Origin of the sequence: Undibacterium pigrum (assembly GCF_003201815.1) — a bacterium.
Lineage (GTDB): Bacteria > Pseudomonadota > Gammaproteobacteria > Burkholderiales > Burkholderiaceae_D > Undibacterium > Undibacterium pigrum.
This window is the reverse complement of record NZ_QJKB01000014.1, coordinates 15,467-36,935: the sequence shown is the minus strand read 5'-3', so window position 1 is coordinate 36,935 and position 21,469 is coordinate 15,467. Positions and strand designations below refer to the sequence as shown.

The window sequence follows — 21,469 nt, the reverse complement described above, 5'->3', positions numbered from 1 at the left end:
GACCTGTTCTGTGCGGCTTTATAAAAATGATGACAGCGGAGACAGCAATGAAATCATCACACATCAAAATGACGCGCATGGCCAGCGTCATTTCCCTGGCCTTACTGCACATGAACGGTGCATGGGCACAAGACAACACAGCAGCACAGGATAAAGATAAAAACTCACTGAACCTGAATTCAGTCATCGTGACGGGTACGCCCACAGGCACTTCCAAGATGAAAGCCAGCGTATCCATCAGTACTATCGATGCTGACCAGATCGCCCAGTCCGCGCCGACCAATGCGGCAGAAATCTTGCGCTCCATCCCTGGTGTGCGGGCAGAATCCTCAGGTGGTGAAGGCAATGCCAACCTGACTGTGCGCGGCGTACCTATTTCTGCCGGTGGTGCGCGTTATGTACAGTTCCAGGAAGATGGCTTGCCGCTGCTGCAATTTGGTGACATCGCCTTCGTCACACCTGACATGTATTTGCGCGCCGATGGCAGCCTGTCACATCTGGAAGTAGTACGCGGTGGTACGGCATCAACCATGGCCACCAATTCACCAGGCGGCATCATCAACTTCATCAGCAAGACTGGCAAGGAAAAAGGCGGCAGCATAGGCATCACCAAAGGTGTGGATTTTAGCCAGACCCGCTTTGATTTTGACTATGGCGCTGCCCTGTCTGACAAGACCCGCGCCTTTATCGCAGGTTATTACCGTAGTGGCGACAGTTCACGCCCTGCTGGCATGACAGCAGAAGAAGGCGGCCAACTGCGTGCCAATATCACGCATGAACTGGATAATGGCTACCTGCGCCTGAGTTTCAAGCATCTGGATGACAAGACACCGATGAATATGCCAGTGCCAGTCAGGACGGTGAATGGAAATATCTCTGAACTGCCCGGCATAGACCCGCGCACCGCCAGTTTTTATTCCCCCTACTGGACACGCGATATTGTTCTCGATAAAAACAATAACAAGATCGCGACGAATGTGAACGATGGCCTGCATGTCGTCAACAATGCCTTTGGTGCAGAAGCATCCCTGAAACTGGGTGGTGGCTGGACCCTGGATGAAAAATTCCGCAAATCGAATAACACAGGCCGCTTTATTTCCATCTTCCCGGCGGATGCAGGCGTGACCGGGGCAGCAGCGACAAACATGACTTATGCTACCGGCCCCAATGCAGGCAAGGCATATACAGGCGCAGCATTTACGGCAACCGTGTTCAATACTTCAATTGATGACCTGGGCAGTACCGTCAATGACATGAAATTGTCCAAAGTATTTGAGACATCCGGTGGCAAATTCGCCACCACGGTGGGCTGGTATTCATCCCTGCAAAACCTGGGCGTGACCTGGAACTTCAACCAATACCTGATGCAAGCCAGCGGTGACCAGCCTGCGTTGCTGAATTCGAACGGCACGATTGCAGGCACACCCGGTTTGCTGGCACAAGGTACAGATGTATTTGGCGGCTGCTGCAACCGCAATATCGATGCGCAATACAAGACCAATGCGATGTATGCCAATCTTGGCTGGGAAAGCGGCAACTGGAACCTTGATGGCAGTCTGCGCTATGACAAGCAAGATGCCAGTGGCACCTCCAACCAGGCAGTTAATCAAAGCTATCGTGCAGCCAATACCAAATTCATCAACTACGGCGTGAACCATACGTCTTACTCTTTCGGTGCCAATTATCGTGTCACCAAAGATGTCGCCGTATTTGCCCGCGTCAGCGAAGGCATCGCCTTCAATGCAGACCGTATCATGTTTGGCAATCCTCTCGATGGCAGCACACCGATCAGTACCAATATCGTCAAGCAGACCGAGGCGGGTGTGAAATGGAAAGCAGGCAGCTTCAGCAGCTTTGTGACCCTGTTCCAGGCCAAGACAGAGGAATCGAATTTTGAAGCAACGACACAAAAATTCACAGCAAATAACTACGATGCCAAGGGCGTGGAAATCGAAGCCAGCTATCGCTACGACGCCTTCCGCGTTACTGGCGGCCTGACCTACATCAATGCCAGCATCACGGCAGCAAATGACAAGTCAGTGGTCGGTAAAACCCCACGCCGCCAGGCCAGCTACACCTACCAGATCGCCCCCACCTATACCATGGGTGAAGCCGTCTTCGGTGCCAGCCTGATAGGCACGGGCAAGTCTTACGGTGACGACGCCAACACCCTGATCCTGCCCGCCTTCCACGTCCTGAACGCCTTCGTCAACTACAACATCAACGACAAAGTCCAGGTCTCACTGAGCGTCAACAACCTGACGAACAACATAGGCTACACCGAAGTAGAAGGCGACGGACACGCAGCAAGATCCATCAATGGCAGAAGCATCAAGGCAGCATTGAAATACAGTTTTTAACAGTCACGCTGGAGCGCAGCGAACATCCGCCTCCCAGTGCGTAGGAAGCGTGGAGGGGGCGTAGCGAGCGGCGTTAGTTTGACGATTTTTTGACACGTGAAGCGCAGTCGTACTTGAGTACGATGAGCATCGCAGGCCCAAAATCACGCCGCGCAGTAGCCCCATCCACGCTTCCGGAACCAGTCCCTGGTAGCACTTTAGGCTCCTCTACACCCCCAACATGTGGGGGAGCCATTTTTAATGACCCGTTTTTCTAAGGCACTACCTGCACCATGTCTGCCGCAACGAACACAGCACCTTTCCTCACAGCCCTGCTCAGCAAGCTGGCACCGGGCACGCACGCGCGCATAGGGGCCAGGCTGGCAAAGCACCTTCCCGATTTATACCAAACACTGCAGACACTGTACGGCAATCAATTCAGCAATGAACAAGCGTATGCCACATGGCTGACAGAACTCTTGCAAGTCGCAGGCGAAGCCGTCGCAGCACGCCCCCTGCCCCTGCAAGTTCTGGATGATGCCAGAAGCACCGACAAAAACTGGTTCACCAAAGAAAACATGCTTGGCTATTGCTGCTATGCCGACCGCTTTGCCGGTGACTTGCGCGGCGTGCAAAAGCGTATCCCGCATTTGCAGGAACTGGGCGTAACTTACCTGCACCTGTTGCCCTTTTTAAAAGCCCGCACTGGCGAAAATGATGGCGGTTTTGCCGTAGCCGATTTTGATGCGATAGAACCGCGTCTTGGCAATATGGCAGACCTGGAAGAACTCAGCACTGCCCTGCGTGCAGCGGGTATCAGCCTGTGTTCTGACTTTATCCTCAACCACGTGGCAGATGATCACCCCTGGGCTGTTGCGGCAAAACAAGGTGACCCGCACTACCGCGATTATTTTTATCACTATCCTGATCGCACAATTCCAGATAATTTTGAACAGCATCTTGGCCAGGTTTTCCCGCAAGTTGCCCCTGGCAATTTCAGCTTTGTTCCTGAATTGCAGGCATGGGTATGGACCACCTTCTACCCTTATCAATGGGATCTGAATTACAGCAATCCAAAGGTCTTTGCCGACATGGCTGCAGCCTTGTTGCGCCTCGCTAACCGTGGGGTAGAAGCTTTTCGTCTCGATTCCACCGCCTTCTTGTGGAAGCGCGCTGGCACAAAATCCATGAACCAGCCAGAGGCCCACCAGATTTTGCAAGCCTTGCGCAGTCTGGTAGAAATTGCTGCTCCTGGTGTTTTACTGAAGGCGGAAGCCATTGTTGAAACGGCAGAATTACCCGCCTACCTTGGCAACAACGACGGAGCAAATTCAAAGCAGGAATGCCACCTCGCCTATCACAGCAGCCTGATGGCAGCCTCATGGGTTGCCCTGGCAGAACAGGACACCAGCCTGATGCGCCATGTATTTGCAGGCACTCCAGCGCAGCCAGAGCAAAGCAGTTGGCTGACTTATGTGCGCTGCCATGACGACATAGGCTGGAATGTGCTGCGGCCAGAAGCAGGCCTGAAGACAGAAGATGTACAGCAAAGGCTGGCCAGGGTATCCCGCTTCTATAGTGGCGAGGGCAGCTATGCGCGCGGCGCCAGTTTCCAGGCCAATGACCCGGCAGCAGTGCATGGCACGGTAGGCATGGCGGCGGCGTTAACCGGTTTTTCCAGCGCACACACAGCAACAGAAAAACATCTGGCCAGGCAACGTCTGCTACTCTTGTATGGCCTGAGTTTTTGTTTTGGCGGCATGCCGCTGATCTATATGGGCGATGAGCTGGCGCAGATAAATGATGAAGCATACAGGCAGGTACCCGCACAGGCAGCAGACAGCCGCTGGTTGCACAGGCCAGTCTGGGATGATGAACTCTATGCCCAGCGCCATTCTGGTTCGCATGATGCGGGGACGGTATTCAATGCGCTTTGTCACTTGTTGCCGCAGCGTAGGCAATTGCCGCAACTTGCTGCGCAGGAAGCACGACAACTGTTGAAAGCAAACAATCCTGCCGTGCTGGCTTTTTTGCGCGGTAGCGTGGATGATCCTTTGCTGTTTTTAGGGAATTTTTCAGAGCACAGTATCAGCCTGGATATGGTGGAACTGCTGGCGGACCATGATATTCCTGGGCGAGGCTGGGTTGATCAGTTGAGCAAGCTTGATGTTGATCTTACTGTGACATTACAAGCATATTCTCAATTGTGGTTGGTAAGGAAACAGGGAAATATGACTCAAGACTAACTTCCGCCCTTTCAAGGGGAAGGAGAAAACTGGATATTGCTCAAATACTCGCATTTCGCAATTTTCACAATTCAAGCCCGCTAACAGAAAAGAAACCCATGTCACTGCAAAGCAAACCCATCATCATCTTTGGCGAAACCCTGATTGATGATTTCCCGGACCAGCCTGTCGTTGGCGGCGCGCCTTTCAACGTGGCGCGCAGCCTGGGTTATTTTGATTGTGCGCCGCTGATGATTTCGCGCGTGGGCAATGATGCGACTGCGCAATTGATACGCGCCGACATGCAGCGTTTCAAACTCCCGGCAACTGCTTTGCAGACTGACCAGCACTATCCTACGGGGCGCGTCAAGGTGACTCAGGACGATAGTGCAGACATGGCCAGGCACAAGTTCGAGATTTTGCCTGATCAGGCATATGACCATATTGATGGACAGACTGCCGTAACAGCCATGCTGCAGGCCAGCCCTGAGCATGACCAGGGCATCTTTTACTTTGGCACGCTGGCGCAGAGAAACCCTGTCTCGCGTGAGGCTTTGTATGGCTTGCTGGCACAAACCCGGGCACTCAAATACCTGGATTTGAACTTGCGTGCCATGCAATACAGTCTGGCTACCATAGAACAATCATTACAGTTTGCCGACATACTCAAGGTCAATGAAGAAGAATTGCAGATACTGGCAGAAATTTATCTGGACAAGCCAAAGGCAGAAAACGAAGCGGCACTGGATGATAGAGATATCCAGACCCATGCAACAGCATTGATAGCACTATTCAAGCTGCAAGCCATTATCACCACACTGGGTGAACGCGGTTATGCCTATCTGGATGAGGCTGGGCAGTACCTGCGCAGTGCAAGCGAAGCTGTCAAAGTTGAAGTCGTTGATACCGTAGGCGGCGGTGATGCCTTCTCTGCCATCTTCATACTTGGCATGCAGCGCGGATGGCCTTTGCACCTCAGCCTGCAGCGTGCCCATCTGTTTGCGGCAGGCATTTGCAGTGTACGCGGTGCGGTTGCCAGCGATGCTGACTTTTATGAACAATGGCAACAATGCTGGAATGCAGAAACCCTGCCAGCCATTGCAAGCAGCGGGGCAAACCCATGAATGCAGCCACAACCAACTCACAGCCAGTGACCGGCAAACCCCGCCTGTCATTCTGGCAAATCATCAACATGAACTTTGGCTTTTTTGGCATACAGTTCAGTTTTGGTTTACAGCAAAGCAGCATGAGCCCCATCTATGCCTACCTGGGTGCTGATGAAGCCAGCCTGCCCTATTTGTGGCTGGCCGGACCGGTGACAGGCCTGCTGGTGCAACCGCTGATTGGTGCCATGAGTGACCGCACCATCAGCCGCTGGGGCAGACGTACGCCTTATTTCCTGATTGGTGCAGTGCTGTGCAGCCTGGGTTTATTAATCATGCCGTTCAGCTCTACACTGTGGATGGCTGCTGGTTTGTTGTGGATACTGGATGCTGCCAACAATGTCACCATGGAACCTTACCGTGCCTTTGTCAGCGATAAACTCGATGCCAGCCAGCATTCGGTCGGCTTCCTCACGCAAAGCGCTTTCACCGGCCTGGGGCAAACCCTGGCCTACCTGACGCCATCGATACTGGTAGTGGCAGGCATGAACAGCAATAGCGTCAACAGCCATCACATTCCCTACATCGTCATCGCGGCTTTTATCATAGGCGCAGTATTTTCGATTGCCTCCATCTTGTGGACCTTGAAGACTACCCCGGAAATACCATTGACAACAGAGCAGTTGGCACAGATCAAGCAACAAGCCACAGGCTGGCGTGCCACCCTGGCCGAGATAGGTCTGGCCATAAAAGAAATGCCACCCACCATGCGCCAGTTGGCACTGGTCAAACTATTCCAGTGGTATGCCATGTTTTGCTACTGGCAATACATCATGCTGTCGCTGGGACGCAGCATATTTGGCACCAGTGACCCAAGCTCTGCCGGTTTCCGCGAAGCGGGATTATTGAATGGGCAGATAGGTGCTTTCTACAACTTCATCGCCTTCATTGCCGCCTTTGCGCTGGTGCCTTTCACCCGTCGCTTTGGCCCAAAAATCAGCCATGCCACTTGCCTGACACTGGCGGGCTTGTGCATGATGAGCATACCGGCCATACATACGCCAGCGCTATTATTCATCCCCATGCTGGGTGTGGGCCTGGCCTGGGCCAGTATCATGGGCAATCCTTATATCATGCTGGCTGGCAGCATACCGGCTGAGCGCACGGGGGTGTATATGGGCATATTCAATATGTTCATCGTCATCCCCATGATCATACAAATCTTCACCCTGCCGCTGTATTACCAGGCCTGGCTGGGTGGCAATCCTGAAAACGTGATCAGGCTGGCGGGTGGCTTGCTGATTTGTGCGGCAATGGCGGTGGGTATCGTCAAATTACCAAAGAAACCGCCACCCGCCATCAAAACTTAAACCAGGCCAGGATTACCAGTCACTCCAATCAAACGTGGTGTATTCAGTTTGCGTGGTGTGATTTTTTTATGGGTACGCAGCCATTGCCCGACTACATCCCAGACTGGCTCACCTTTGGCACCTTCTGCCACCGGGGCCCAGCCAGCCACTTTATAGACTTTGCCATCTGCCAGTGGCTGACCATTCAGCCGCATATCCTGTATGCGCTTACCCATGGCTGCTGCCGGTTCTATGGCATAAGTCAGGCCACCAACGCGCACCATGTCGCCGCCTTGCTGATAGTAAGGGTCTGGATTGAACAGGTTATCGGCCACGTCTTCCAGCACGGTCTTGATGGCGGCGCCTGTCATTTCTGTGACGGTGGTATAGGAGTAGGTGGTGGCGGTCTGGTCCATCACATGTTCCATGGTGATGGCGCTATTGGGCAGCAGGGAAGTACCCCAGCGGAAGCCGGGTGAGAAGGCGATTTCGGCTCCTTTTACTTCCAGCAGCGCGTCGACAATCAACTGATCAAAGCTGCCATTGAAATTGCCACGACGGTACAGCGTGCCCTCTGTCATCGCCAGTTTTTCCGACAATTTGGCGGTGTAAGGTGCACGGATTTTTTGTATCAGCGCCTGCATGTCGGCATCTGCAGGCAGGAAGTTGGCAAACACTGGCAGCAGCTTGTACTGGAAGCCCTGTATGCGCCCTTCCTTCACATCGAAATCCAGCACACCAAGGAACTTGCTATTGCTGCCCGCATTGGTCACCAGGGTCTTGCCACCACCGTTTTCAACGATGACGGGCGCAGGCATACCGTCATGAGTATGCCCGCCCATGATGGCATCAATACCACGCACGCGCGATGCCATCTTGAGATCAACATCCATGCCGTTGTGCGACAGGACGACAACCACTTTCGCCCCCTTGGCACGCGCCGCATCGACGGTCTTTTGCATATTTTCTTCCTGTATGCCAAAGCTCCATTCCGGCACCAGATAGCGTGGGTTGGCGATGGGGGTATACGGGAAGGCCTGACCAATGATGGCGACAGCTACACCATTCATTTCTTTCATGGTAAAGGCTTCAAACACGGGATCACCAAAATCGGTAGTCTGGATATTTTGCGCGACAAAATCGACCTTGCCCTTGAAGTCATTCTCGACGATATGCTTGACGCGCTTGTCACCCAGGGTCATTTCCCAGTGCGCTGTCATGACATTCACACCCATCTGCAAACAAGCATCAACCATGTCCTGCCCCTTGGTCCACAGTGCTGTCGCAGACCCCTGCCAGGTATCACCGCCATCAAGCAGGAGCGCACCAGGACGGTTACCGCGTATGCGTTTGACCAGCGTCGTCAGATGCGCAAAGCCACCGACCTTGCCATAAGTCGCTGCCGCCTGTTCAAAGTTCAGGCAGCTAAAAGCATGGGCTTCTGGCGTATTGGGCTTGATACCGAATTGCTTCAACAAATGTTCACCCACCAGATGCGGGCTCTTGCCAAACGCCGCGCCTATGCCGAGATTGACACTGGGCTCGCGAAAATACAGCGGTAGCAACTGTGCATGACAATCAGTGAAATGCATGAGATGGACATTGCCAAAGCGTGGCAGGTCATAGAGCTTGTCTGCAGCAGGATTCGCCATAGCCGCCTGCGCATCTATCTGCATGCCACCAGCAGCAGCGATAGCCATTACTTGTAAAAAATCACGACGATTCAGACCCATGATGATTTGCTTTCTGTTTTTGATTGTGTAGCGGCCGTAGGTTTTGAAGTTGGTGTTGGGTCGCTGTTGGTTTTGACGTTGCTGTTGGTTTTGATTTTGACGTTAATCCGCTTGGGACGAAGCCGTTTGTGTGATGCAGAAAATGGAAAAAGAAGTGTCCGTTGTTTGAGCGTAGCGAGTTTCGGACACTTCCCATTTTTTGCTTCACACAAACGGGCACTCCCGCAGGGAGCGAGTCTGCGGTCGCCTTTCTTTGATTCCTTTCTTTGGCGAAGCAAAGAAAGGAATTCGGCCGCCGGGCCGAGACCCGGCCTGGTTACACGAAGGGCAATCCATTTCAAACGACACGGTATGCAACGAACGCCACTGGGCTCCTGCCTTCGCAGGAGCGACGTAATTAAGCTTACATTAACAAGGAGAGATTCTGGCTCCGACGATAGCCGTAACAAAACAATAAAGCCAAGCCCCTACTTATTCACCGGCGATTCCCCATCCAGCAACAAAGCCATCACATCCTTCAACTGCGCCTCAGTCAACACCCCGTTATGCCCAAACCTTGGCATTTTGGAACAGGCGTTATAGGCTTGCGCGTTATACAGTTTGCCCCAGGTATATTTCAAAATCTCAGGACTGGTGCCGCGCAGCTTGCCGTATTGGTAGAGCGAAGGACCGATATTGCCGAAAGAGATTTCTGTCTTGCTCATCTGGTGGCAGGCATAGCAATTGCCGCCATTGACTGAACCGACAGCATCAGAAGATTGCATGCCACGGCCATTCTGGGCAATTTTTTCACCGTTTTTCCAGTCGCCCATATACTGCGCATCGGCTGGATATTTCACCGTGGCGAGTTGTGACTGTTCGAGTTTTTTTGCTTGTTTGGCTGTCAAGCCCTGCGGGTTGGCGCTGCATTGCGCCTGGGCTTCGTCCTGCTGCACCATGCGCTCCATGGTGGCCGGGCCTTTGGCCTTGAAGTCGGCTTTCATCATGTCCAGTGCGGCTTTGGCATAGTCTGGCTCAGCAGCAGAGACTACAGCCGTGCTACAGATCGCTGCCAGCAAGATACTGATATGGCGTGTGCGTAAATTTCTCATGTGCGTCCCCTCAGCGTTTCAATGCAGGTGCATTCATGACCGCGCCGTCGGCAGATTTTGCCAGGAACATGGTCAGTGCAGTGATGGTGTCTGATGCATAATCAGGCACGGGGAAACGTTGCTGGCGGAAGCAGTCATTAAGCCTGTGCTGCATGGTCCTGACTTCACCTTGTGAGACGCGATAAGCAGGCCAGGTAGAATATGCAGCCTGGGCATTGGCCTTGTTGTTCAGGTTAGGCAAGTCTTGCAGGCGTATGCGCTGCCCTTCGGCGGAGTGGCAGGAGGCGCAGGCAAAGTCATGCGAACCGGCGCGATAATAAAATATCTTTTTGCCGATTTCATAGGCCTGTTTTTCTGCCGGATGCTTGGTGCTGATGGCCAGCTTTACGCCACGTGATTCTGCCGTCAGAAAAGATACCAGGGCTTCGATATCAGAAGGGTTGCCTGCAGAACCGAAAGGTGTCTTTGCAGCTTGCTCACGCGTCAAGCCTTGCAGGCTCATGCGGCAGTACATGAGGCGCTGCTCCAGGTCCATGACCTTGTTCACGTCTTTGAAATAGCGCGGCAGTTCTGCATAGGCACCTTTGGTCACGCCCGGGCCTTTACCCAGATCACATTGTTCCAGCGAAGCCTGATTTGGCCCCTGCTTTTTTTGCCAGAGTTCCTGGCCGCGCATTTCCCATAATTCTGCCGGATTACCATCGGCCAGCATTTCGCGGTATTTGGCGATTTCATCGGTCGCCGATGGTGTTGCTGTCTGGGCCTGGGCAGATGGCAATACCGCAGATGCCAGCAATGCGCACAAGGGCAGGCAGGCCAGTGATTTGAAAGCAAGACGTGACATGGGTTTTCCTTATCAGGCTATGGCTGCTTCATCGCTACGCTGGTCACCTTTGCTGTCTGTCCAGGTCACCGACACTTTATCTCCCTTGACACCGCCCTTGAATTTGAAGGACAGGAAAGGATCTTTAGATACAGAAGGACCAAACTGCGCATCCAGCACCAGTTTGTCTTTCCATTTTGCCTGCAAGTTCTTGATGAAATGTGCAGGCACAACCTTGCCCTCCAGGTCTTTGCGCTGACCTGTTTCCATATCGTGACGCATCAATACTTTTACCTCAACGACGTCGCCTGCCACCGTCGCCCGAATACGCATAGGATCGCCCATGATGTCTTCCTTTTTTGCTAATTTTAAATAGATACCAGATTACTTGATTAAGACCAAAAAGCTCACCACAGAGGCACGGAGACACAGAGAAAAGCATGAGGAAAAAGATATAAATTTCAACTTAATAATCAGGAACTTGCATGCTATTAGCACTTCATTCAGCTTGAAATTAAGTATTACGTTCTTGAGAGGCAAAGTGTTGGGCTGGTGAATCGTAGCCTAGCGAGGCTCGGCCCAACCTACACTCCACGACATTAACTCCAAGTCTCTCTTGAACTTCTCTGTGTCCCCTCTGTGTCTCTGTGCCTCTGTGTTGAGAGGTCTTTAAAAATTAACCGCCGCAACCGCCTAATGTAACCTTGATCTCTTTCGAAGCCACCAGCCATTTGCCATCGGCTTTCACCAGCGCATGCACGTTCGAAGTTTCGCCTACCTTGACGCGGGTGCTGACTGAGGCTTCTGTGCCTTCGGGGATATTGAAAGCCGCTGACATGGCATTCGGGTTTTTTTCTATCAGGATGGCGATGTAATCTGTATTGGCGGCTTTGCTGCTGACACTGACGGGGACGACTGCGCCGTTTTCTGCAATGTCTGGCGCGCTGATGACGATGTCGGCGCTGACTGCCGGGCTGCCTGCGCCCAGCGCGGCAAATACATCTGGCAAACTCTTGGCTTCAAAAGCCTTGGCTTGCCATTCAGCAGCAAATACATCAGATGGTTTGAGCAAACCGGCAGCAAAGGCCAGGCCAAATACCGTGGATATGCGCAAAAAATCACGGCGTTGCTGACCGTCATCATGCTTCTTGATTGCCTGCTTCATTACTGTCTCCTGAAATGGTGCATTAATCTGATGCTGCTTTGCAGCTTTAGCGGTGCTGTAACTTTGCTGGTATGGCTATTTCTGTATTTACATCGTTTGATAAGCTTAACGCGAAATCGTTCTATCGTTATGACAATTCTGAAAAATTCCTTGCCCTTTCATCAGCGTCACTCATTTCACTGACGCATGATCCAGTCCAGCATGGTCTTGACTTCGCTATCCTTGACATGGCCTTGCGGTGGCATGGGGATAGCACCCCAGGCACCACTGCCACCCAGCTTGATTTTTTTGCTGAGACTGGCTTCGGCATTGGCGTCGCCCTTGTATTTTTCAGCGATCTGGGCAAAGCCCGGGCCTACCACTTTATCCTTGATGCCGTGACAGGCGGTGCAGGCGTATTGCTTGGCCAGCTTCAAACCTTCATCAGCGGCGGGCTGTCTGACCTTGACTACGGTGGCCTTGTTCAAGTCCACCCCACGCACGGCACCCACCATGCGGTTTTGTTCAGCCGGGTTGCCATTGGCGCTGCGGGCAAAGCCTGGCAGTTCTGAGGTGATCTGGACTTCTTTCAGGCAGTCTTTCATGCAGGCGGCATTCTTTACGTCTGGCTTGCCTTTGGTTTGCCACAGGCCATGTTTTTCTGTCATGCCCAGGCGATTGGGCATGCGCTTTTGTACTTCGGCGATGTTATCGTCCGACATGACAAAATCATCGGCAACGATGCCGCCCATATTCAATATGTAGGCCGTGACGGCATACACTTCATCCGTGGTCAGGGTCTTGGGTGCGTTCCAGGGCATGGCGCGGTTGATGTAGTCCCACAGGGTAGAGACTGTCGCTACTTTCATGAGGGTGGTACGCTGTGGCTGGCTATTGCCTGACAATGCAGCCACGCGGCCATTCTTGATGTCGTCCTTGGTGGTGCCGCCCACGATGGGGGTAAATACCTCATTCGACTCACCAAAAGTGCCATGGCATGAGGCGCATTTGCCGTCCCAGATTTGCTGACCCTGGTCTACACTGCCACGCCCTTTTGGCAAACCCCTGAAGTCTGGGCGCACATCGATATCCCATGCTGCCACTTCCTTAGGCGTGGCAGCGCGACCTATGCCTGGATGATTATCGGCACTGGCGGCCAGGCTGGTAGTGACCAGCACCAGCGCGCCGAAAGTTTTCGTCAGCATTTTCATACTAGGCAACCTGGACATTGCTGACCTCGCCGTCTTCATTGATGCTCCAGGACTGGATGGCATTATTGTGATAAATCGAGCGGGTGCCACGCACTTCGCGCAGTTGATTGATTTTGGGCTGTACATAGCCAGTGTCATCCATGGCGCGCGATTGCAAGATCGCTGGCCCGCCATCCCAGTTCCAGTCTATGTTGAAGCGGGTCAGGCATTTGCCCAGGACCGGGCCTTCCAGCCTGGCTGTGCGCCAGTTGCGACCACCGTCGGCAGAAACATCGACACGCTTGACCTTGCCACGGCCCGACCATGCCAGGCCGGTGATATTGTGAAAACCTTTTTCCAGCAACATTTGCCCGCCTGAGGGTGTGGTGATGACGGACTTGCATTCCTGCACCGAGGTATATTGTCTGTGCAAGCCATCTGGCTGCAGATCGATGTAATGAATGGCTTCATCCTTGGCTGCCCAGGGCTGGTCACCGACTTCGATACGGCGCAACCATTTGACCCAGGACACGCCCTGCACTCCCGGCACGACCAGGCGCAGGGGGTAGCCATTTTCTGGCCGCAGCATTTCGCCGTTCATGCCATAAGCAACGATGACATCATCCATGGCGCGGGCAATGTCTATCGTGCGTGTCATGGCAGAACCGTCGCCGCCTTCAGCCAGCACAAATTTGGCTTTCTTGCGGTCTATGCCGCAATCGTCAAGCAAGACGGACAGGGGTACACCAGTGAATTCGCAACAGCTCAGCATGCCATGAGTGTATTGCACCGTCGGTACGGCAACGTTGCCCCATTCAGTCGCGCTATTGGCGCCGCATTCTATGAAATGCATGCGCGATACCGACGGCAAGCGCATGAGGTCATCCATGGTATAGACCTTGGCTTCGCGCACCAGGCCATTGATCATGAAGCGGTGTTGTTGCGGGTCTATGTCTATCCAGCCCTGATGGTGACGCTCAAAATGCAGGCCACTGGGAGTGATGATGCCAAAGAAGCCCTGCAAGGGCGCAAATGAGACAGAAGCCTGGGGCACGCGCGTCAGACCAGGGGACTGGCGGCGTTGCAGATTGGCTTCAAATTTTGAAGGCTGGCCATAGCCCTGCATGACAACCGGGTTACCCAGGGTCTTGGCATGATCCTGCACATTCAGTATCAGCGGATCGCCATCGCCTTCTGGCGCAGTGCCCGGCCTGGCCATTGCCACACCTGATACCAATGCGGCGCTTGCGGCAGCAAAGCTCTTGCGGAGGAAACCTCGCCGCTCATCATTCAAGCCTTGCTCGGTAATCGCCTGGCGCAAGGGCGCATCCAGAAAATTCTCGGGAGCGCGACGCAAAAGACCGGACTTTTTAATCTGCATAGACATGAGACTGAAACTTTCCAATGAGATACTAGGTTCTTCCTGTGCCAGCGTGCTATTACCGCCTGAAGCTGCAGTTTATGCCCTGAACACAATTTTACTGATCTGTCTTTGATCAGGCGCAAATAATACTATTTGCGCATATAATCAAATAAGGAAACAGAAAAAGCAAATACTTTCTTTTGTGCAATGCAAAAAAAACTGCTGCAACAATCTCTTCATGATAGATTCTGGCATTTATGCAAACATGCTATTTCATCAAGATGCATCATAAGAATATTCTCTTCAGATCACCAATGTCGATTGCGATCTTCATCCTGATACTGTCAGGCTGGATAGTCTCTGCCCTGTATTTTGGGAAGCCATTGTTTGCTTCACAAAGATCATTGTCCCTGCCGCAACTGGGTGCAGCAACTGGTGAACTGTTCGTCACCCATGAATGGTGGCGCCTGCTGGTCTCGCAATTCTTGCATGTGCATTTCCTGCACATGTTGTTCAATGCCATGTGCATACTGATACTGGCCAGCTCGCTGGAAAATGCGCGGGGCAGTCTGCTACTTTTGTCCGTCTATCTACCTGGTGGTCTCGCGGGCCAGGCTGCCAGCGTCTGGGCCTACCCTGCCCTGGTGACTGATGGCGCATCGCAAGCCCTGATGGCTTTATGCGCGGCGACCTTTATCTTGCTGCCACGTAGCAAGCTGACATGGTTTGCTGGCATGATCGTCGCCATACAGGTGGCGCTGGACGTGCATGCCATTGCGGGGATCAAGGCCGGGCATTTATATGGTTTTGTTGCGGGCTTACTCATCAGTCTCGCCATCATCCTAATATCTGGAAAGAAAGCGCCTCAGGTCGGATAAGTCCCTCATGAAAACCCTCCTCACTATTGAGATTGTCATGTCCGCACTACAAACCAAACCTGCCCAGCATAAAATCTATGAAAGTAGATAGCTTGGGTGTAGGTTGCCTGTCGCGCGGGTAGAGTAAATGCATGGGCCGCGGTGCGGGTACATAGTCTTCCATCAGTGGCACCAGCCTGCCAGCGGCAACCTCGCTGGCAAGCAGCAATTCAGATTGCATGACGATGCCAAAGCCAGCCACGGCAGCACTCTTCAAGGCCTGACCGTTATTTGAACGCAAACGGCTGACCGGAATTTCTGTAGCCTCCTCAGTTTCTTTTGTCAGGCGCCAGCGCACATGCCTGTTCCAGTGTAAAAAATCCAGGCATTCGTGTGCAGTCAAATCTGCCGGTGTGCGGGGTATTCCCCTGCGCTTCAGGTAAGCAGGGGCAGCGCAGATCATCATGCTATAGGGCCGCAACGGGCGGGCAACCAGGGTAGAGTCTTCCAGCTGGCCTATGCGTATGGCGGCATCGAAACCATCTTCGACCACATCGACCAGCCTGTCGTTCATATGCAGGTCGGCGCGCATTTCAGGGTAAGTTGCCAGATAATCGACCATGGCCGGGGCCAGCATTTCACTGCCAAAGGTCACCGGTGAAGTGATCTTCAGCACGCCTCGGGCACCGCCTCGCATTCTGGCAGCACCGGATTCTGCCTCACTGATCTGGCTCAGGATGGCCTTGCATTGCTCGGCATATTGCACACCCAGCTCAGTAAGGCTTTGCCGCCGCGTAGTGCGTGTCAGCAGGCGTGCGCCCAGCAGTTTTTCAAGAAACTGTATGTGCTTGCCTACCATGACAGGCGATATCTCGCACTGTGCTGCAGCAGCAGTAAAACTGCCCGCATCCACCACGGCGACAAACACCTCCATGCTGCGTAATTTATCCATGCACCTACCTCCATTACTAACCAATACTTAGCAATATATGTATTTTCTGGATATTTATCTATATTGGAAATTGGATGATACTTAATTCCAGGGCATATGTATGCCCTTAAAATAACCTAACAAAGCCACAGGACTTACGCAAAATTGTCCCAGCAAGGCTCTCGCTTTGGGGAACCTCCCGTAAAGGGAGGTTCGTTACGTCGGCAGACAATATATTGTCTGAAACCCCGACTGCACCGTAGCGACGAAGACAGTACTTTAGTACCGAATTTGCTACATGCTGGAGCTACAACGCAGCTGGGGCGGTTTTGCGTAAGTCCAACCGGAGGGAAAATGAAACTTATCATCATCGGTGCCAACGGCACAGTAGGCAGCGCCATCAGCAATGAACTGGGTGCACGCCATGAGCTTATCCGCGTCGGCAAAGCCAGCGGTGATATCCAGCTTGATATCAGCGACAGCGCGCAAATACGCGCCCTGTTTGCACGCACTGGCAAGGTCGACGGAGTAGTCGTTGCCGCAGGCAGTGTGCACTTTGCCCCACTCAATGAAATAGAAGAGCAGCATTTTCATATCGGCCTCAATAGCAAACTCATGGGGCAAGTCAATGTCGCGCAAATTGCCCAGGCCTATCTGCATGATGGTGGCTCGATTACCCTGACCAGCGGCATAGTTGGCGAGGTGCCGATACGCTCAGGTGTCAGCGCCGCCATGGTCAACGGTGCGCTGGAAGGTTTTGTGCGTGGCGCAGCAATCGAGCTGCCACGCGGCTTGCGTATCAATGTCGTCAGCCCTGGCTTGCTGGAAGCATCGGTTGCGGCTCTGGGCAGTTTTTTCCCTGGATTTGAAGCTGTTTCCGCCAAGCGCGTGGGTCTGGCCTATGCAAAGAGTGTGGAAGGTGCACAGACCGGGCAGGTCTATACCGTGCGTTGATGCGCAAGCAAATAATTATCAAAAAATTACACAAAGTACGCGCAAGCAGTTAGCATGACAAACCAGCATGGGATACGTGCTAATTGAGTGCATGCTAACTGAGGAGTACCCACCGTGAGCAACGAAGCCTTTGACGCACCTGTCTTTATTGAAGATGGCCCCTATATTGACCTGCTGCCCAGGGAATATCCATTTTTATACAATGACCATGGTCATGGCAGGCAATTGCGCAAGGTATTCGGCACTGAGATCAGCATAGCCAAAGACAATCCTGACCTGGACAGGGGTGTCAAATACAAGGGCATCAGTCACCAGCCCAAGACCATCCCCAACGATGGCCACCCTTATCAGATTACCGAGTTTGATTTCAAGTCAGATGAAGTTCATTACGAGGCCATCGCAGCGACCAGGGAAAGCGTACAAGCCTTTGGCATGACTTTGCTGAAAAGCGGTGAGTGCCTGCGCTTTGAATATGAGGGCATGATCATGGCCCAGTACACCTATGGTAAATGGGCGGGCCACCAGTCGCCCTACATAGGCCAGCGCAGGCGGCGCGAGTTACTGACACACAATCCCACTGACCTGGAATTCCATGACTTCCCCCATGTGTTTTTCTCTCAGGACGACCGCCCCCTGGTCATCAGCGTGGCACGCTGGCGACCCTATGTGCAGGAAATATCGCTGGCTGATTTGTGGATCGCACCTGGCGACGCCATCGTCGTGCCGCCCAAGACCAGGCCTGCTGCGCCCTCAAAGGAATTGCCTGAACATCTTGCCAGACGCATCATCATCGACCTGCATGGCAACCGCAATTCTGCCCTGGCTTGCTGGGGTAGCGACAAGCCCGCACTGACCACCACCACCGTCCTGGGCAATTCGCAAACCATGCAAACCCGTGCCCCCAATTACCATGAAGAATTAAGGCCAAGCACGCATCCCGCTCTGCGGCTTTGATGGAAGGCTAATACCGCAAGCCTGAGATGATTTACTGCCACCACAGTTTCGCCTCCAATTTACAATTGTTAGCAATACCTGAAGACTTTGCTCTGACAGGCAAAGTCTTCAACATCATTGCCCAGCAAACCCATATGCCAGAGGGCAATAACTGACTACTTCAGAAAAACAGGCTGGCGCTGACAAAAAAATGTGGGGCAAGCGCACGTCAGCGCAATGCCTCGCAAGCAGTCTTATCGTTTCGACTATTGCGCAAGATGCTTTCTGACACTAGGCTAAAGAAAAGATGGTCCGGGAGTGCGCAGATGAAGCTCATTGCACTTGTATTCTTGATACTGGGATTGCACAGTATCCCTGCCCTTGCCGCAGAGTTCAATTCGGGCTGCGGCAGCATACAGCTGGCTTACTATGAACTGGGCGCCCTGTATTACCATCATGCCGATGGTAGTTATGCAGGCATAGACAAGGACGTAGTCGAAGAAGTATCGAAGCGCAGTGGTTGCAAATTTGAGACTGTGCTGGAATCGCGGGTACGCATCTGGGCGCAATTGAAGAACAACACCCTGGACATGTCAGTCTCTGGCATACCTACACCTGAGCGGGAGAAGTTTGCTGAATTCATCCCCTACTTTTCTACCAGAAATTATGTCTTGCTACATCGCGACATGCCAGCGCACGGCCTGAGCATGGCAGGTTTTCTGGCAGACGCCAATTTAAAAGTCGGTATCATCAAGAGCTTTAAACATGGCCCTCAATTTGACGAATGGGTAGACAAATTATGGGGACAAAAACGGGTACATGAGGCATCCGACTTTGACAGCCTCTTACGCCTGTTCCTGGCAAAACGCGTAGACGCGATCATGGTCCTGCCCACGGTATGGGAACCCCTGCTAAAAAAAGAAGACATCAACAAGCAAATCCAGCTGCTGGACTGGGCACCGCAAGACAGCATCGTACATGGACTCATCATTTCCAGAGAACGCATCAGCAAAACCCGCCGTGACCTGATGAAGAAAGCCATCTACAGCATGGCCGACGATGGCACGCTGGAGCAAATTTTTTCCCGGCATGTAGGCAACAAGCTGGCGCGTGAGATGCGCTATGAAGGGCCGAGATACTGAAGCTTAATCATCCAGGCCTTTACCATCGAGTATCTGCGGAATCGCTTTTTCTACCCTTGACTCCCTGGTTTTGGATTGTTTAGCCGAGGAAAAATGCAGCAGATAAGCTCGTTGCCGCCCAGGTGTCAGGGCATCAAAAGCTTTTTTCAGTTTAGGCATGCTGTCCAGTTTGGCCTGGAATTCTTCAGGCATGTTGAATTCTGTAGTCTTTTTAAACTCCACTTTCAAACCCGCTTTTTCGACTGCAATCGCTTCCTTGACATAGGCTTTGATGGTGGTTCTCAGCTTGCTGATTTCACTCACGCTGGTGAAACGCAACTGCCGCGTGGCCTGGGTATTTTCTGTCTGCTGGATCATGACACCCTTACTGTCTTTCAACAAAGAGCCTTTGAAGAACAAGAGTGCGGCGTATTCTTTAAATACATGGATGAGGACGACATTCTTATCCTCATGGGTATAGCATGGATTACCCCATTTCAGCTCTTCAGTCAGCGGGCATTCAAGAACGATGCTGCGCAACAGCTCGATTTCTTCTTTCCATGTTTTGGCTTTGCTGACATAGGCATCGACTTTGGGATTCATATTTTTATTCTCCACAAAATAAAATGTGCTGCATTGCTTATAAATACATGCTAGTGCAAATGCGTTTATTAACTAGCACTGGTGCTGGAAATACTTTATTGGATCAACGATAAAGAGTGATGAAACACACCTTCCAGCCAATCAAAACCTTAGCCTTCCAGTCCTTAAAAACATCAAGGTGAATGTTCAAGCATCTACAAGCTTACCCGTACGAACATCAAAATACATGCGCATGCCATCTGCTCTTTCCAGTCCAAATTTCCCCTGTTCATTAATACCTGTGGTATTACCCCAATAATAATGCGACGCGGATTCTTGCAAGATGCTTTTGTCTGGAACAATGTCTTTCAAAGTCAACTTGCGCAGTAGCTTGCCATGCTTCCAAAAGGTCAACATGATCATATCTTCCCGATAGTCCCTGGGAATCAGATTCAAGCCCTCATAAACGGTTACACAATATTCCCCATCGTTACTGATGAAAGCAAGACGAAACCAGCCAGTGACTTTCCATAACAGCTTTTTATTTTTATCCATCGCTTGAGTACCAAGCTGTGGATCAGATCTCAACAGGTATTGCTTGTTTTCGCTAACGAATGTAGTTCTTTTAGGGGCTTGCAGGGGAGCATCGGCAAAGGCGTCATTCAATAGCAAAGAAGTTAAAAAGAGACTGCATGCACAGAAAGACGCACAAGCAAAAATTTTGTTTAGCATCAATCACCCACCCTATACTTTTTTAATATTCAGTGCCAGATATTCCAACAAAGGTGCGACATGAATCAACATCAATGGAAATGTTTGCGTCTTATCGTGCAGCAAGGGCTTGATGAATTCCAGGTCGTCATACAGACTACCTATGTTGGGTGCTTGAGCATCCTCCAGTATTTTATACAGGGAGTCATCTGGCATGGCCCAGTAGTAGTCTTCAGTCAATTCCACTTCTTTCAATTGCAAATCATCTTCCACATGCGACAGTATGGAATTAATGATGCTGCGCAATTCTGCGATATTAATGCTGTGCTTTACTTTGACTGTCATGCTGTTTCCGAAATAGTCCTGATCAATCGCTTACCACTTCGGCATAATCCTCTCACCCGGCAAAACTTCATAAGGATGCGCCCAACCCGGCAAGGCGCGCAGGCGCTCCAGCCAGTTAGCGATGTGAGGGTAGCGGCTCTCTATCTTATAGCCACTTTCTTCTTCAGGATAAAACAGATAGGCACTCAGGGAAAAATCGGCAATTGTCGGTGCATCACCCACCATGTATTCACGGTCTGCCAGATGCTTGTTGACGATATTAAAGGCATTGTCGATACGGCCCAGCAGCCAGGCTTGCACAGCCGGATCAGGTGCCGCAGGGCCAAAGGATTTATTGAAGCGGTAGCTGGCGAAATAACTGGTGAACTTGTGGTTGTCAAACAAGAGCCAGCGCAAGACTTCCAGTTTTTCATCTTCATTCTTGCCACCAAAAGCCCCGTGCTTGTTGGCCAGGTAGCTAAGGATGACGCCTGACTGCGTCAGCACGCGTTCACCATCTTCGAGTATGGGCACCTCTCCCATTTGATTGGCTTGTTCACGCCAATCATCGTTACGTGTCATGCCCTGGAACATATCAACAAAGGCATTCTCAAAAGGCTGGTTCAAGGCGCGCAGCAAGAAAGCGACCTTGAAGGAATTACCGGACTGGCAGAGGCTATGCAGTTTGTACATGAT

At 52.1% G+C, this 21,469-nt stretch carries 20 protein-coding genes; 8 read left to right on the top strand and 12 right to left on the bottom strand.

The window, feature by feature from the left end:
• Positions 1-47 precede the first annotated feature (47 nt).
• The 4 genes from DFR42_RS25285 (at position 48) to DFR42_RS25270 (ending at position 7,037) form a co-directional block, all read left to right on the top strand.
• Positions 48-2,360 carry a TonB-dependent receptor gene (locus DFR42_RS25285; protein ID WP_110257845.1) on the top strand — a complete coding sequence of 771 codons (2,313 nt, stop codon included), beginning with the start codon at positions 48-50 and terminating at the stop codon, positions 2,358-2,360.
• A 272-nt stretch (positions 2,361-2,632) separates the two neighbouring features.
• Positions 2,633-4,585: an alpha-amylase family glycosyl hydrolase gene (locus DFR42_RS25280; RefSeq protein ID WP_110257844.1), complete on the top strand. Its 1,953-nt coding sequence runs from the start codon at positions 2,633-2,635 to the stop codon at positions 4,583-4,585.
• A 98-nt stretch (positions 4,586-4,683) separates the two neighbouring features.
• Positions 4,684-5,688 carry a PfkB family carbohydrate kinase gene (locus DFR42_RS25275; protein WP_110257843.1) on the top strand — a complete coding sequence of 335 codons (1,005 nt, stop codon included), beginning with the start codon at positions 4,684-4,686 and terminating at the stop codon, positions 5,686-5,688.
• Positions 5,685-7,037, top strand: a complete 1,353-nt coding sequence (locus DFR42_RS25270; protein ID WP_110257842.1) for an MFS transporter — start codon at positions 5,685-5,687, stop codon at positions 7,035-7,037. Before DFR42_RS25275 ends, DFR42_RS25270 begins: the two co-directional genes overlap by 4 nt.
• Here the strand turns inward: DFR42_RS25270 and soxB are convergent.
• The 7 genes from soxB to soxC all read right to left on the bottom strand — a co-directional run bounded on the left by soxB (position 7,034) and on the right by soxC (position 14,384).
• A complete protein-coding gene (soxB, locus tag DFR42_RS25265; RefSeq protein ID WP_110257884.1) occupies positions 7,034-8,743 on the bottom strand; it encodes a thiosulfohydrolase SoxB in 1,710 nt (569 codons plus the stop codon). The two genes, DFR42_RS25270 and soxB, sit on opposite strands and share 4 nt — an antisense overlap.
• Positions 8,744-9,216: 473 nt before the next feature.
• Complete coding sequence (gene soxX, locus DFR42_RS25260) at positions 9,217-9,840, bottom strand: sulfur oxidation c-type cytochrome SoxX (protein ID WP_110257841.1); 624 nt, start codon at positions 9,838-9,840, stop codon at positions 9,217-9,219.
• A 10-nt stretch (positions 9,841-9,850) separates the two neighbouring features.
• On the bottom strand, positions 9,851-10,684 hold the full coding sequence (gene soxA / locus DFR42_RS25255) for a sulfur oxidation c-type cytochrome SoxA (RefSeq protein ID WP_110257840.1): 834 nt from the start codon (positions 10,682-10,684) through the stop codon (positions 9,851-9,853).
• A 12-nt stretch (positions 10,685-10,696) separates the two neighbouring features.
• Entirely contained in the window at positions 10,697-11,008 is a 312-nt protein-coding gene (soxZ, locus tag DFR42_RS25250) for a thiosulfate oxidation carrier complex protein SoxZ (RefSeq protein ID WP_110257839.1), read from the bottom strand.
• 331 nt (positions 11,009-11,339) lie between these two features.
• Positions 11,340-11,828: a thiosulfate oxidation carrier protein SoxY gene (gene soxY / locus DFR42_RS25245; RefSeq protein WP_110257838.1), complete on the bottom strand. Its 489-nt coding sequence runs from the start codon at positions 11,826-11,828 to the stop codon at positions 11,340-11,342.
• Positions 11,829-12,004: 176 nt separating this feature from the next.
• Complete coding sequence (locus DFR42_RS25240) at positions 12,005-13,036, bottom strand: c-type cytochrome (RefSeq protein ID WP_245937087.1); 1,032 nt, start codon at positions 13,034-13,036, stop codon at positions 12,005-12,007.
• Complete coding sequence (gene soxC / locus DFR42_RS25235) at positions 13,020-14,384, bottom strand: sulfite dehydrogenase (protein ID WP_110257836.1); 1,365 nt, start codon at positions 14,382-14,384, stop codon at positions 13,020-13,022. The genes DFR42_RS25240 and soxC overlap by 17 nt, the downstream gene beginning before the upstream one ends.
• 290 nt (positions 14,385-14,674) lie before the next feature.
• Between soxC and DFR42_RS25230 the strand changes: the two genes are divergently transcribed.
• On the top strand, positions 14,675-15,238 hold the full coding sequence (locus DFR42_RS25230) for a rhomboid family intramembrane serine protease (protein ID WP_170133676.1): 564 nt from the start codon (positions 14,675-14,677) through the stop codon (positions 15,236-15,238).
• Between the two features lie 46 nt (positions 15,239-15,284).
• On the opposite strand, the gene DFR42_RS25225 is transcribed toward DFR42_RS25230, so the two are convergent.
• Positions 15,285-16,169: a LysR family transcriptional regulator gene (locus tag DFR42_RS25225; RefSeq protein WP_110257834.1), complete on the bottom strand. Its 885-nt coding sequence runs from the start codon at positions 16,167-16,169 to the stop codon at positions 15,285-15,287.
• A 144-nt stretch (positions 16,170-16,313) separates the two neighbouring features.
• On the opposite strand from DFR42_RS25225, the gene DFR42_RS25220 reads away from it, so the two are divergent.
• The 3 genes from DFR42_RS25220 to DFR42_RS25210 all read left to right on the top strand — a co-directional run bounded on the left by DFR42_RS25220 (position 16,314) and on the right by DFR42_RS25210 (position 19,177).
• Positions 16,314-17,102 carry a short chain dehydrogenase gene (locus DFR42_RS25220; RefSeq protein ID WP_342766869.1) on the top strand — a complete coding sequence of 263 codons (789 nt, stop codon included), beginning with the start codon at positions 16,314-16,316 and terminating at the stop codon, positions 17,100-17,102.
• A gap of 114 nt (positions 17,103-17,216) precedes the next feature.
• Positions 17,217-18,056 carry a hypothetical protein gene (locus tag DFR42_RS25215; protein ID WP_110257833.1) on the top strand — a complete coding sequence of 280 codons (840 nt, stop codon included), beginning with the start codon at positions 17,217-17,219 and terminating at the stop codon, positions 18,054-18,056.
• Between the two features lie 305 nt (positions 18,057-18,361).
• Complete coding sequence (locus DFR42_RS25210) at positions 18,362-19,177, top strand: substrate-binding periplasmic protein (RefSeq protein ID WP_170133675.1); 816 nt, start codon at positions 18,362-18,364, stop codon at positions 19,175-19,177.
• 3 nt (positions 19,178-19,180) lie between these two features.
• Here the strand turns inward: DFR42_RS25210 and DFR42_RS25205 are convergent, their stop codons facing one another.
• The 4 genes from DFR42_RS25205 to DFR42_RS25190 form a co-directional block, all read right to left on the bottom strand.
• Positions 19,181-19,759, bottom strand: coding sequence for a YdeI/OmpD-associated family protein (locus DFR42_RS25205; RefSeq protein ID WP_110257831.1), 579 nt, complete (start codon positions 19,757-19,759; stop codon positions 19,181-19,183).
• A 186-nt stretch (positions 19,760-19,945) separates the two neighbouring features.
• On the bottom strand, positions 19,946-20,470 hold the full coding sequence (locus tag DFR42_RS25200) for a hypothetical protein (RefSeq protein ID WP_146218968.1): 525 nt from the start codon (positions 20,468-20,470) through the stop codon (positions 19,946-19,948).
• A gap of 12 nt (positions 20,471-20,482) precedes the next feature.
• Positions 20,483-20,794 carry a hypothetical protein gene (locus DFR42_RS25195; protein WP_110257829.1) on the bottom strand — a complete coding sequence of 104 codons (312 nt, stop codon included), beginning with the start codon at positions 20,792-20,794 and terminating at the stop codon, positions 20,483-20,485.
• 30 nt (positions 20,795-20,824) lie between these two features.
• Positions 20,825-21,466 carry a glutathione S-transferase family protein gene (locus tag DFR42_RS25190; RefSeq protein WP_110257828.1) on the bottom strand — a complete coding sequence of 214 codons (642 nt, stop codon included), beginning with the start codon at positions 21,464-21,466 and terminating at the stop codon, positions 20,825-20,827.
• Positions 21,467-21,469 lie beyond the last annotated feature (3 nt).